The 12,981-nt window shown below is 53.5% G+C and carries 12 protein-coding genes; 6 read left to right on the top strand and 6 right to left on the bottom strand.

The window, feature by feature from the left end:
• Window positions 1–151 precede the first annotated feature (151 nt).
• Window positions 152–1,693, top strand: coding sequence for a transcriptional regulator TyrR (gene tyrR, locus AC236I_RS14280; RefSeq protein ID WP_004861176.1), 1,542 nt, complete (start codon window positions 152–154; stop codon window positions 1,691–1,693).
• A 113-nt stretch (window positions 1,694–1,806) separates the two neighbouring features.
• Complete coding sequence (locus AC236I_RS14275; RefSeq protein ID WP_411294251.1) at window positions 1,807–2,862, top strand: AbrB family transcriptional regulator; 1,056 nt, start codon at window positions 1,807–1,809, stop codon at window positions 2,860–2,862.
• Window positions 2,863–2,939: 77 nt separating this feature from the next.
• Here AC236I_RS14275 and tpx read toward each other — a convergent pair whose 3' ends face one another.
• Window positions 2,940–3,446: a thiol peroxidase gene (gene tpx / locus AC236I_RS14270; protein WP_004861181.1), complete on the bottom strand. Its 507-nt coding sequence runs from the start codon at window positions 3,444–3,446 to the stop codon at window positions 2,940–2,942.
• 103 nt (window positions 3,447–3,549) lie between these two features.
• Here tpx and ycjG point away from each other — a divergent pair, with 103 nt between their 5' ends.
• Window positions 3,550–4,515, top strand: a complete 966-nt coding sequence (ycjG, locus tag AC236I_RS14265; protein ID WP_004861183.1) for an L-Ala-D/L-Glu epimerase — start codon at window positions 3,550–3,552, stop codon at window positions 4,513–4,515.
• On the opposite strand, the gene mpaA is transcribed toward ycjG, so the two are convergent.
• Window positions 4,506–5,219, bottom strand: coding sequence for a murein tripeptide amidase MpaA (mpaA, locus tag AC236I_RS14260; protein ID WP_015584551.1), 714 nt, complete (start codon window positions 5,217–5,219; stop codon window positions 4,506–4,508). The two genes, ycjG and mpaA, sit on opposite strands and share 10 nt — an antisense overlap.
• 188 nt (window positions 5,220–5,407) lie before the next feature.
• On the opposite strand from mpaA, the gene AC236I_RS14255 reads away from it, so the two are divergent.
• Window positions 5,408–7,027: a peptide ABC transporter substrate-binding protein gene (locus AC236I_RS14255; protein WP_004861189.1), complete on the top strand. Its 1,620-nt coding sequence runs from the start codon at window positions 5,408–5,410 to the stop codon at window positions 7,025–7,027.
• A gap of 564 nt (window positions 7,028–7,591) precedes the next feature.
• On the opposite strand, the gene AC236I_RS14250 is transcribed toward AC236I_RS14255, so the two are convergent.
• The 3 genes from AC236I_RS14250 to AC236I_RS14240 all read right to left on the bottom strand — a co-directional run bounded on the left by AC236I_RS14250 (window position 7,592) and on the right by AC236I_RS14240 (window position 10,391).
• Window positions 7,592–8,155 carry a helix-turn-helix transcriptional regulator gene (locus AC236I_RS14250; protein WP_044352899.1) on the bottom strand — a complete coding sequence of 188 codons (564 nt, stop codon included), beginning with the start codon at window positions 8,153–8,155 and terminating at the stop codon, window positions 7,592–7,594.
• Between the two features lie 1,405 nt (window positions 8,156–9,560).
• A complete protein-coding gene (locus AC236I_RS14245) occupies window positions 9,561–9,680 on the bottom strand; it encodes a small membrane protein (RefSeq protein WP_137056547.1) in 120 nt (39 codons plus the stop codon).
• 516 nt (window positions 9,681–10,196) lie between these two features.
• Window positions 10,197–10,391 (bottom strand): hypothetical protein, encoded by a 195-nt coding sequence (locus AC236I_RS14240; protein ID WP_015584548.1) that lies wholly within the window; start codon window positions 10,389–10,391, stop codon window positions 10,197–10,199.
• 417 nt (window positions 10,392–10,808) lie between these two features.
• On the opposite strand from AC236I_RS14240, the gene AC236I_RS14235 reads away from it, so the two are divergent.
• Window positions 10,809–11,228, top strand: coding sequence for a translesion error-prone DNA polymerase V autoproteolytic subunit (locus AC236I_RS14235; RefSeq protein ID WP_213895095.1), 420 nt, complete (start codon window positions 10,809–10,811; stop codon window positions 11,226–11,228).
• Window positions 11,229–11,230: 2 nt separating this feature from the next.
• Window positions 11,231–12,496: a Y-family DNA polymerase gene (locus tag AC236I_RS14230; RefSeq protein ID WP_032717305.1), complete on the top strand. Its 1,266-nt coding sequence runs from the start codon at window positions 11,231–11,233 to the stop codon at window positions 12,494–12,496.
• 113 nt (window positions 12,497–12,609) lie between these two features.
• Here AC236I_RS14230 and AC236I_RS14225 read toward each other — a convergent pair whose 3' ends face one another.
• A complete protein-coding gene (locus tag AC236I_RS14225) occupies window positions 12,610–12,921 on the bottom strand; it encodes a hypothetical protein (protein WP_015584544.1) in 312 nt (103 codons plus the stop codon).
• Between the last annotated feature and the right edge of the window lie 60 nt (window positions 12,922–12,981).

The following is a 12,981-nucleotide window of genomic DNA, read 5'->3' as shown; positions in this document are numbered from 1 at the left end:
CCCCGGCGCCCGGGGCTTTGAACGGATATCTTTACGCCATAACGGCCGTTTTTCCGCCATGCTGTCAATAATTGTTGACAGCTATCTTCACGCCAGCAAATAACTGTCCTATTATTCATCCGTCATTGGCCTTTTTAGGGTGAATACTCCCATGCGTCTTGAAGTCTTTTGTGAAGACCGTCTTGGTCTGACTCGTGAATTGCTTGATTTGCTGGTGCTCCGCGGTATCGATCTGCGCGGCATCGACATTGATCCCATTGGCCGAATTTATCTTAATTTTGCCGAGCTGGAGTTTGCCAGCTTCAGCAGCCTGATGGCGGAAATCCGCCGGATTGCCGGCGTCACCGACGTGCGTACCGTGCCGTGGATGCCGTCGGAACGTGAACACCTGGCGCTCAGCGCGCTGCTGGTGGCGATGCCGGAGCCGGTGCTGTCGCTGGACACCAAAGGCAAGGTTGAACTGGCGAACCCCGCCAGCTGCCAGCTGTTTGCGCAGAGCCCGGAGCGGCTGCGCAATCATCCGGTCGCTCAGTTAATTACCGATTTTAACGTCCAGCGCTGGCTGGAGAGCAGCCCGCAGGAGTCGCATAGCGAGCATGTGGTGGTTAACGGCCAGAACTTCGTGCTGGAAATCACCCCGGTCTACCTTGAAGGCGAACACGGCGAACGGGTCCTGACCGGTGCGGTGGCGATGTTGCGTTCCACCGTTCGTATGGGGCGTCAGCTGCAAACCATGACGACGCAGGACACCAGTGCCTTCAGTCAAATCCTCGCCGTCGGCCCGAAAATGCGCCATGTCGTCGAACAGGCTCGTAAGCTGGCGATGCTCAGCGCGCCGCTGCTGATCGTCGGCGATACCGGAACCGGCAAAGATTTACTCGCCCACGCCTGCCATCTGGCCAGCCCGCGGGCAAACAAACCCTATCTGGCGCTGAACTGTGGCTCCATCCCGGAAGATGCGGTGGAAAGCGAGTTGTTTGGCGACGCTATTCAAGGCAAAAAAGGCTTCTTTGAGCAGGCGAACGGCGGTTCGGTCCTGCTGGATGAAATCGGCGAAATGTCGCCGCGTATGCAGACCAAGCTACTGCGTTTTCTTAATGACGGCACCTTCCGGCGCGTCGGGGAAGATCACGAAGTTCACGTCGACGTGCGGGTCATCTGCGCGACGCAGAAAAATCTGGTGGAGCTGGTGCAGAAGGGATTATTCCGCGAGGATCTCTACTACCGCCTCAACGTGCTCACCCTCTACCTGCCGCCGCTGCGCGACTGTCCGCAGGATATCATTCCGCTGACGGAGCTGTTTGTTTCCCGGTTTGCCGACGAACAGGGGATCCCGCGACCGAAGCTTTCCGCCGACCTCAGCACGGTGTTGACCCGCTATAGCTGGCCTGGCAACGTTCGCCAGCTGAAGAACGCGGTTTACCGCGCGCTGACCCAGCTCGAAGGCTATGAGATGCGTCCGCAGGATATTCTGTTGCCGGATCACGATGTGGCCTCGCTACCGGTTGGCGAAGAGGCGATGGAAGGGTCGCTGGATGACATTACCCGTCGCTTTGAACGCTCGGTGCTGACCCAGCTTTATCGCAGCTTCCCGAGCACCCGTAAGCTGGCGAAGCGCCTCGGCGTATCGCATACCGCGATCGCCAATAAGCTGCGTGAATACGGTCTGAGCCAGAAGAAAGGCGAAGAGTAGGCGCTGTCACCGGCGGCTCAGGCGGCCGGTGACAATCTGGCGCCATAGAGGCTTCAACCTTTCGCCCGCTTCTGTATATACTCAGTTTTCTTCATCTTTTTCCAGGAATACGGATGTCAACTTCGCCGGGTCATCTGCTTCAGTGGATGAAACTGCTGGGACTCTCTGCCGGACTCTCCGGGGTTCTGTTCGGGCTGCACCTGCCTGCGGCATTGCTGCTGGGGCCGATGATCGCCGGGATAACGTTGAGTCTGCGCGGGGCGAGCATTCGCGTTCCGCGGCCGTTTTTTATTGCCGCTCAGGCCATTATCGGCTGCATGATTGCCCGCACCTTAACCCCCTCTGTTTTTAGCGTCCTCATCGGGCACTGGCCGCTGGTGCTGCTTACCCTCTTCTCCACGCTTGCCGTCAGCGCGCTGACGGGGTGGCTGCTGGTGCGCTATAGCGCGCTCCCCGGCGCGACCGGTGCGTGGGGCAGTTCGCCTGGCGGAGCGTCGGCTATGGTGGTGATGGCGCAGGAGTATGGCGCCGATGTGCGGCTGGTGGCCCTGATGCAGTATCTGCGGGTGCTGTTTGTCGCGGGCGCGGCGGCGCTGGTGGTGCGTTTTGCCCTGGGCGGCGATGCGCAGGCGATGACCCAGCATATCGTCTGGTTTCCACCATTGACGTGGCAGCTGCCGTGGACGCTGCTGCTGACGATGGTCGCGGGATGGCTGGGGCTGAGAATGCGTTTCCCGTCCGGTGCGATGCTATTCCCGATGCTGGCGGGCGCGGTGGTGCAGGGAGAGGGCTGGTGGATGCTTGAGCTGCCTGAATGGCTGCTGGCGCTGGCATATGCCGCCATTGGCTGGAGCGTTGGACTAAAGTTTAATAAAGAGATCTTCCTGCTGGCCCTGAAAACGCTGCCGCAGATTATCGCCTCCATTATCGGCCTGATTGTGGTTTGTGCGCTGCTGGCGCTGGGGGTGACCCAGGTGCTGCCGCTCGATTTTATGACCGCTTATCTGGCGACAAGCCCCGGCGGGCTGGATACGGTGGCGATTATTGCCGCAGGTACGCGGGCGGATATGTCGTTTATTATGGCGATGCAGACGCTGCGTCTGTTTACCATTTTGCTGACCGGCCCGATGATTGCGCGTTTGATTTCGCGCTATGCGCCGCAGAAATAAACAAGCCTCCGCAGAACGGAGGCTTAACGTAGCCGGAAGGCCGGCGGTGACGCCATTTTCCGGGATAGCTTGTGGTCTTAGCCTTTCAGCGAAGCCAGGGCCGCATCGTAGTCCGGCTCTTCGGTGATTTCGTTCACCAGCTGGCTGTAAACAACCTGGTCATTTTCATCAATAACGACCACCGCACGCGCGGCCAGACCGGCCAGCGGACCGGCTGCAATGGCGACACCGTAATCGGCCAGGAACTGCGGAGCGCGCAGCGTGGACAGGGTGACGACATTGTTCAGGCCTTCCGCGCCGCAGAAGCGAGACTGGGCGAACGGCAGGTCGGCAGAGATGCACAGCACAACGGTGTTATCCAGCTCGGAGGCCAGTTGGTTAAATTTACGAACCGATGCCGCGCAAACGCCGGTATCGATGCTCGGGAAAATATTCAGTACTTTACGTTTGCCGGCGAACTGGCTCAGCGCGACGTCAGAGAGATCTTTGGCGACCAGCGTAAACGGCTGCGCGGTAGCGCCAGCCTGCGGAATGGTGCCCTGAACAGAAACGGGGTTGCCCTGGAAATGCACGGTTTGTGACATGTTTATCTTCCTGTTTACATATAGTTAACGTCACGGGTAGTGTATGACATCCGTTATCGGCACGGCAAATCCTATTTAATGTTTCCCCTGGAGGAACCTGGGAATGCGAAACCTGCGAGTGTACGAAGAAGCCTGGCCGTTACATACGCCCTTTGTGATTGCCCGCGGCAGTCGCAGCGAGGCGAAGGTGGTGGTGGTGGAAATTGAAGAGGACGGCGTAAAAGGCGTTGGAGAGTGCACGCCGTACCCGCGCTATGGTGAGAGCCTCGCGTCGGTCATGGCGCAGATCCTCACCATTGGCGAGCAGCTGGAAAGCGGCATGACCCGCGAACAGCTCCAGCATCTGCTGCCGGCAGGGGCCGCGCGCAACGCCGTAGATTGTGCGCTGTGGGATCTGCAGGCCCGTCGCGTCGGGAAAACGATTCCTCAACTGCTGGGTATCGGACTCCCCAATCGGGTGGTGACGGCGCAGACGGTCGTGATCGGAACCCCTGAACAGATGGCGGCCAGCGCCGCCGCGCTGTGGGAGAAGGGGGCCCGGCTACTGAAGGTGAAACTGGATAATCATCTGATCAGCGAACGGCTGATTGCCATTCGCAACGTGGTGCCAGAGGCGACGCTGATAGTGGATGCCAATGAATCCTGGTCCAGCGATGGCCTGGCGGCGCGCTGTCAGCTGCTGGCGGACATCGGTGTGGCCATGCTCGAACAGCCGCTTCCGGCGGACGCCGACGACGCGCTGGAAAATTTTATTCACCCGCTGCCCATCTGTGCCGACGAGAGCTGCCACACCCGCGATAGCCTGCCGCAGCTGCGCGGGCGTTATGAGATGGTGAATATTAAGCTGGATAAAACCGGTGGCTTGACCGAAGCGCTGTTTCTGGCGCAGGAGGCCGGGGAGCTGGGGTTTGAACGTATGCTGGGCTGCATGCTCTGCACGTCGCGGGCCATTTCAGCGGCGCTCCCGCTGGTGCCGCTGGCGCGTTTCGCCGATCTGGATGGCCCGACCTGGCTGGCGGTAGATGTTGAGCCGGCGCTGCATTTCAGCACCGGGGTGCTTCATCTCTGAGCGTGCCAGCGCAGTAGATCCATCATTGCCGACAGATGCTTTTCCGTCGCTTCGTCGGCTGAGATGGGCGGAAACTCGGCGGTGATGCAGGGCAGGCCGATATCGGCACACCAGCTGCCAAAAGAGCCGGGGGTTTCGTAACCGACGCTGCCGACCAGCGGCAGGGCAAACGCGTCGGCCAGCCACTGTCCCAGCTCGCTGTGGCCGGGATCTTCAATGCAGGCCAGCGGATCGTGGAAGGAGACGACCCACGCGGGGTGGATCTGATGGATCAGCTGGCACAGTGCCTGGGTTTCCGGTTCTGAACCGGGTTTTTCGCCGGTCAGCAGTACCACATCGCGCTGTTCTGCCGCGCTATTCCAGCGATACACCGTTTCCCCTTCTTTCCAGTTTGCCGCGGGGAAGTTGCGGTTCAGATCGACGCCGCGGGCGTTGGCCCGTAGTCCCAGCTGACAGCCATCGGGATTCACCGCCAGCACGACGTGATGGCGGCGTAATTCCGGTTTCAGGGTACGCAGCGCACAGGAGAGCGTCACGATCGATGAGTTTTCATCGCCGTGGGTACCGGCAAGAATCAGGCCGCTGCGGCTGTCCGCCAGCGGGGCGGGGAACCAGAGCAGCGGCGCGCCAAGATGTGACTGACCATAGCGCTGCGTACCGGGCGGAAAGGCGCCGCGCAGGGGGCGAGGACGGGAAACGGGCATAGGGCATCCTGTTAGCAGGTTATTTTCTGCAGTGTTGTGTAAAAGCCTCCCGGAATCAAATAGTTTTCTGGGGCGGCTAAATCAGTGGACATGTCAATTTTCTATCACAAGCCGTTTGCAATTTCAGGTGATGAAACAAATAATTATCGCTCTGCCAGCTCTGGTTCTTTTATTTTAAAGGGGATCTCATGAAGTATCCTGTCACATTGACATGCGGCGCGCTGTGGTTAGCCAGCGTTTCTTCTCTTGCCTGGGCAGCGGATGTCCCCCAGGGAACCGTATTAGCCGAAAAGCAGCTGCTGGTACGGCATATTAAAGATGAACCCGCATCATTAGATCCCGCCAAAGCCGTTGGTCTGCCGGAAATTCAGGTGATTCGCGATCTTTTTGAAGGTTTAGTCAACCAGGACGCGAAAGGCAATATTATCCCAGGCGTGGCGACCCGCTGGCAGAGTAATGATAACCGCGTCTGGACGTTTACGCTGCGCGATAACGCGCGCTGGTCCGATGGCTCACCGGTGACCGCAGAGGACTTTGTCTATAGCTGGCAGCGTCTGGTTGACCCGAAAACCACCTCGCCTTTCGCCTGGTTCGCCGCGCTGGCGGGGATCAGCAACGCGCAAAATATTATCGATGGTAAAGCGGCGCCGCAGACGCTGGGCGTCACCGCCGTTGATGCGCGTACCCTGCGCGTGCAGCTGGATAAACCGCTGCCGTGGTTCAGTAACCTGACGGCCAGCTTCGCCTTTTATCCGGTACAGAAAGCTAACGTAGAGAGCGGTGCTAACTGGACGCGTCCGGGCAATCTTATCGGCAACGGCGCTTACGTTTTAAAAGATCGCGTCGTTAACGAGAAACTGGTGGTCGTGCCGAACAGCCACTATTGGGATAATGCGAAAACGGTTATTCAGCAGGTGACGTTTGTTCCGATCAATCAGGAGTCCTCGGCAACGAAACGCTATCTGGCCGGCGATATTGATATCACCGAGTCTTTCCCGAAGAATCTGTATCAGAAATTGCTGAAGGATATTCCGGGCCAGGTGTATACGCCGCCGCAGCTGGGAACCTATTACTACGCCTTTAATACTCAGAAAGGTCCGACCGCCGATGAGCGCGTGCGTCTGGCGCTGAGCATGACTATCGACCGTCGTCTGATGGCGGAGAAGGTACTGGGAACCGGCGAAAAACCGGCCTGGCATTTTACGCCGGACGTGACCGCCGGGTTTGTACCGCAGCCGTCGCAGATGGAAAGCATGAGTCAGGCCGAGCTGAACGCTCAGGCCAAAGCGCTATTGCAGGCGGCAGGCTACGGTCCCGGTCGTCCGCTGCAGCTGACGCTGCTGTATAACACTTCAGAAAACCACCAGAAAATCGCGATTGCGGTTGCTTCGATGTGGAAGAAAAATCTCGGCGTGGATGTGAAGCTGCAGAATCAGGAGTGGAAAACCTATATCGATAGCCGCAACACCGGTAACTTTGATGTGATTCGCGCTTCGTGGGTAGGGGATTATAACGAACCTTCCACTTTCCTGTCGCTGCTGACCTCGACCCACAGCGGGAATATTTCCCGTTTCAACGACCCGGCCTATGACAAGATTCTGAGCCAGGCGGCACAGGAAACCTCGGATAAAGCGCGTAATGATGATTACAATGCGGCGGAAAAAATCATCATGAGCAAAGCGCCTGTTGCCCCGATCTATCAGTATACCAACGGGCGTCTGATTAAGCCGTGGCTAAAAGGGTATCCGATTAATAACCCGGAAGATGTTGCCTATAGCCGTACGATGTATATCGAGAAGCACCCATAACGCTTACCTCAGCACCATTTCATCAGGGCGCGGTTATCCGCGCCCTGATTTTTTGGCAATATTATTGGCTACGATAGTCCGTTCTGACGTTATGTCAGAGGGGGATAACTTCCTTTTTGCGCAGGCCCGTCTTTATCCTTGTCGCGGCCGCAGTATAAATGCCAGCGCACGGAGGGCTCATTTAGCGTAGCGCAGGGAATATGGTGATCGCGCCCCAAAAACTACGACTTTATTTAGCCGACATTAAGGAATACGCTGTAGGTGCGGTGGCCGAAAAGGTAAACCGATCGACGATCGTGACTTAAGATTTTTCTTGCGTTTTTAATCCGTGGACTGAAAATCATGCTGCGTTCTTGAATATCCGATGGTTGCATAATAAAGTCAACGCAGTCTAATTGTTGCCCGTTACGGAATACTTTGTATGGTCGCTGTTATTTTAATCTTTATCGTCTGTTTTCTTTTTATTATCACCCTGTGGTCCGTATATTCTTATTAATATAATGTAAAAGGCCGATGCATTTCTGAGTCAACCTTTCTTAATGCAGAGGCAGGTAACGGTTTGATTCACTTCTTTTTTTGGCCAAACAGATTAGCAAATTTTTGCAGTTCCTGTTTGTTGGCAAGATTAAATTTAGTCATTACATTCCGTTTGTGTGAAAACACCGTTTTATAGTTCATGCTTAATTTATTGGCAATATCGGAAGTATTTAATCCAATGCTGGTGGCATAGAGAATCTTTAACTGTATCGCGGTGACCGAATTGCACTGGCAGTCAAGACATCTCCTGAGGCCGCATGATGCTGATTCATTCGTAGTTTTTATGCTGCTGACATCCAGTGCTTTTGCCATGGTCTTTTTGATATTGCCAGGTAAATCTTTTTCGTAGATAAATACAGATCCTTTAATGCAGTTGGGGAGTGGATTTTTTACCACAGGGCCCTTTTGGGAGTGAATGATGAAAATTCTGGCGGCGTCGCTTCTGTTATTCAGCGTGTCATGACATAAAGAAAATTCGCCCACCACCATCTCTGTAAAGATGATATCGGCAGTGCTGATGTTTTTTATATTGTAGTTGAAATCATAAGTAATGTTTTCATGCTCAATGATGAGATCTTCAATTAATTTCATTATGGCAAATCGGAAGTAAATATTTTTTATATTAAGTAAGATTCTAGTCATTTAGTGTTCACAGTTAATCGTCAGGGCAAGATATGATAATGTTATATTTATTATAAATTTATTTTATTCATGCATTGCAGCTAAGATATTTCACTACCATTATCTTTGCAAGCGCTGTGGCAAAAATGAGATACAGTCTTACTTTGCTAAGAAAAATCCTATTTAACAATGAATTAGCGCATTGTAATAGTTTGTTTTGTTTTATTTTAAACGAAAATCGCTGCCGCTAGTCGGCGCAGCGGCGTTGAAGAGAGAGATAGCGCTGTTTTAATAAATAAAGGCACAGCGGAAATTATCTGTATTTCATGATCTTTATGCGTCGATAGTATTATTTAGTCAATATGGGTAAAGACAGTACGGAAGGTTATTACTGCAGGTAACAATGATGTCAGAGTGTGAAATAGCATCGGTGATAAATATGTCGGAGCCCACTCCGCTCGATGCAGCGGGGGAGAATTGATCGCGCCGGAGCCTGAAAAAAGGGGGGCTCTATGATGTCGCGGATGGTGTCGCGAGTACCATGTTCTTTCTCATGATAAAGGAGAGAGAATCGACAGATTAATCGCATCATTTCAGGCTGACCACGCTGCGGTAAGGTCAGAGCGACCTGAGTGAATTTGGCCGCGCTGTTTTGCTATCCGCCGCCGGAGGGCATCTCCCTTCCCTTAATCCGACAGAGCCTCTCCCGTCGGGCGGGAATCTCAAAGACGCTCCTGGTTCTGTGGCGTATGCGGCGATGATTTCGCGGACTGATAGCGGAAAATGGCCGCTCACTGTACCCCTGCAGGCGTACTGACAGGGTTGCAAGTATATTTGGTTATCGCATTTTTGTGGGCGTGCAGGAGTTCACTCAACGTCTACAGCGCATTCTCCGGGCAGGTGATATTGTCGACATACAGAATCAACGGATTTCGATGGCTGGCGAGAGGAACCATTGCCCTGATGGCACCGAGTATGAGATGACCTGACGTTCGCAGACGATTTGTGGCGAAAGGATGCGGAGGGATGACACCGACGGGTCAACTCGGGTGGCCAGCAGCAGACCACCGAGAGGACAAACAGCATTTTAATTTCGCGGCACGGCCTGTCAGCATCAATTACCCTTCGGTGTTGATAAGATCGTTAAATAACCATCTTGAGTAACCCACGAGAAATTAAAATCTTATTAATGCAATATTATTAATTGGATTTGCTTATGCGTAATATGGCTAAAACTCATGACCTGTGCGTTTAAAGCGACGTCAACCTTTTGACGCGATCTCGCGTTAAACGGGCCATGTCAGACTATCGAACATTAAGATAAATTCATTTTAGAAAGTTCACCGATGCGTGCCTCTCCAGTGGTGGTTTGTTATTAACGCCTTTTTTTGAACGTAAACTGCTGCTTTTTTCTGTCCTTGATATAAGAAACGAGAGAAAAAACAGCAACCAGAAGCAGTACTATAGCTAATACTAAAAAGAATAAGTTTGCCATGTGGTTTAGTCCCCGAGAAGTTCATGGATATTCTTGCTTTTATGAAAGCGAATCTACTCCAGGATTAAGAAAAATCCTAACTAAATATTTTAATGGAATGTGAAAAAAGTTTTTTTAATTCTGTTTATGCCGTTAGTGCGAGATTTTGTGCCAATCATGCCGCGATGGCGTAGCATTATATGGTTATTGATAATGGATTTTTCGCTCAAAAACATCGGGTACGCTGCGGTTGGCCTGTGAGGCAGATAAGCAGAAAAAAGAGGCCGGTAGCAGGCGATATCTGATTAATAACTCACTGGAAATAGCAAACGGGCGGCGTGGCGGGAGTTTTAGTGAAACATGAGGCAGCAGGTCTCGCGAGAGACCTGCTGAAGAGGCCTGTTTAGCACAATACGCGCGCGGATCGCGCGTGACAGCCCTCCGTGAGCGGGTAACGACGGGCTGTTCATCCATAAACGCTCACCGGACTGCTGTGCCCGAATGAGAAATAAAAACCTGTGCGGATTCCGACCGGCGTCAATCCACGTTATTGAAGTAGTCCCGCGCAACGGCTTCGACGCGCTTTGAATCAATACCCGTTTTTTCGGTAATCAACTCAATGAACTGCTTGAACTTATCGCTCATGACATTACCGCCGTCCCAATGGGCGACGTAGAATCGGCACTGATAGCGATAAAAGTGGAGGGTGGTATCTCCTAACGTGTAATACATAAGAATCTCCAGTTCAGTATGTCGGATACATCGCCGGTATGGTGGGGATAGCGATGGCCCATAACGGTCGGTTGCACAGAGACTATCCTCCTCCCAATCGGCGCAAATTTCCAGAGATGCGACTTACTCTTTGCCAATTTTCTGGTCACTTCTTCTGCCAGCGCTCGTGTTTGTGGTGGGCATCTGGCGAGTGATATCTCTTATCGTGCCGGCCGGTGACCGTAGCTTTTGCTTTATCGTCCGCCTTTTCTCGCTGCCTTGCCCTGCAGACCAGAGCCTTGCCTTATAAGCACAAAGAGTCGTCATGAAATCAGAGGGATACGCTGCCAGTACTCCGTTAGCACGCAGGCAGCCCTTGATTTCTTTCATCGATCGATAATACTGTATGTGTATACAGTATTTTTGATGGTGATTATCATGCGGTTTTTCACACCTGCCGACCTACGCCAGATCGTGGCGTTGCCTTTGTTCAGCGATCTTGTGCCATGCGGCTTTCCGAGTCCGGCACAGGATTATGTCGAGCGGCGTATTGACCTGAATGAACTGATGATTCAGCACCCGAGCGCGACCTATTTTGTGAAATCCACCGGCGATTCAATGATCGACGCCGGAATTGGCGAAGGGGATTTGCTGGTGGTGGATAGCTCCCGTAAGGCTGAGCATGGCCATATCGTTATTGCCGCGGTCGATGGCGAATTTACCGTTAAGCGCCTGCAACTGCATCCCGTTGCGATGCTTAAGCCTGAAAACAGCGCCTATTCCCCGATTGTGATTGGCCGCGAAGATAGCCTGGATATTTTCGGGGTGGTGACCTACATCGTGAAGTCTGTGAGCTGATCATGTTTGCGCTGTGCGATGTGAATTCGTTTTATGCCTCGTGTGAAACCGTTTTTCGCCCGGACCTGAAGGGGCGGCCCGTGGTGGTGTTATCCAATAACGACGGATGCGTTATTGCGCGTTCTGCCGAAGCGCAATCGCTGGTGAAAACCGGTGAACCGTACTTCAAACTGAAGGATCTCTTCAGGCGTCACCGGGTGGTTTGCTTCAGTAGCAACTATGAACTCTATGCGGATATGTCCAATCGGGTGATGACCACGATCGAGGAGATGTCTCCCCGCTGCGAAATATACTCTATTGATGAGATTTTTTGTGACCTCACCGGCGTGCGCAACTGTCGCGATCTGACGGAGTTTGGGCGCGAAATCAGAGCCACGGTTTTGCAACGTACGCATCTGACGGTTGGGGTGGGGATCGCTCAGACCAAAACCCTGGCCAAACTGGCGAACTATGCGGCCAAAAAATGGCAACGGCAGACCGGAGGGGTGGTCGATCTGTCAAATATTGCGCGTCAGCGGAGGCTCATGGCGGCATTAAATGTCGGTGACGTCTGGGGCGTAGGTCGGCGGATTGCGAAAAAACTGGAAGGGCTGGGCATCAGGACCGTCCTGCAGCTGGCAGACACCGATATTCGGTTTATCAGAAAGCATTTCAACGTTGTGCTGGAGAGAACCGTGCGTGAACTCCGCGGCGAGCCATGTCTTGAACTGGAAGAATTTGCTCCGATCAAACAGGAGATTATCTGCTCCCGGTCCTTCAGCCACTACATCGTGGAATATGAGGAGATGCGGCAGGCTATTTGCAGCTATGCCACACGGGCTGCGGAGAAACTGCGTAGCGAGCATCAATATTGCCGCTTTATCTCCGCGTTTGTTAAAACCTCGCCATTTGCGCACAACGAGCCGTATTACAGCAACAGCGCATCGGTAAAGCTGCTGACCCCCACCCAGGACAGCCGGGATATTATCGGCGCGGCGATGCGCTGCCTGGATGCCATCTGGAAAGATGGTCAGCGGTATCAGAAAGGGGGGGTTATGCTGGGTGACTTTTATAGTCAGGGGGTGGCGCAGCTTAACCTGTTCGATGAAAATGCGCCGCGACACAACAGCCAGAAGCTGATGGAGGTGTTGGATCGTCTGAATGCGAAAGAGGGGCGCGAAACGCTTTATTTCGCCGGACAGGGTATCCAGCCGCAGTGGCGGATGAAACGGGAAATGCTTTCGCCGAGATACACCACGCGCTATGCCGACCTGCTCACGGTTAAGTGATACTCCTCCGGTCATTACCTGTCAGCTTGTGCCAGAAGCGAACGCTGAGAAGGAGAATTTTTGCAAGGTTACGACCATTCCGGGTGACCGATAAGGGGGCCCCGGAAATGTCGTTAAAGCGGTGAAATGGCTTCTACAACATGCTGAAAGACGTAGGGGTCGGAAAGGAGCTCAAATTCTTCGTCATCTGGATAAGTAACTGCGACCTGATAGTTTTCTCCAGCAAATGCTTTCACCGACGGTAAATCCTGCCAGTAAGTCGCCAGAAAGAAGTGCTCCCGATCGCCCTGAGTCTCCCTGCGCACAAAGGCGCCTCTGTTCCCCTCGATACTCCTTGCGTGTTCCACGCCTGTCCGCTGAAGATGATTCGCAAAACCTTCTGCGTGTTTAAGCGGGACACAACCGTGCCAGGTCCTTACAATCATTTGCTTTCCCTCATTTAACGACAGAATATCACCCTGGCACCTAAAGAGATCGTGATGGGC

The organism is Klebsiella sp. Sb-30, from assembly GCF_057652795.1.
This window is presented reverse-complemented; position numbering and strand designations above follow the sequence as displayed.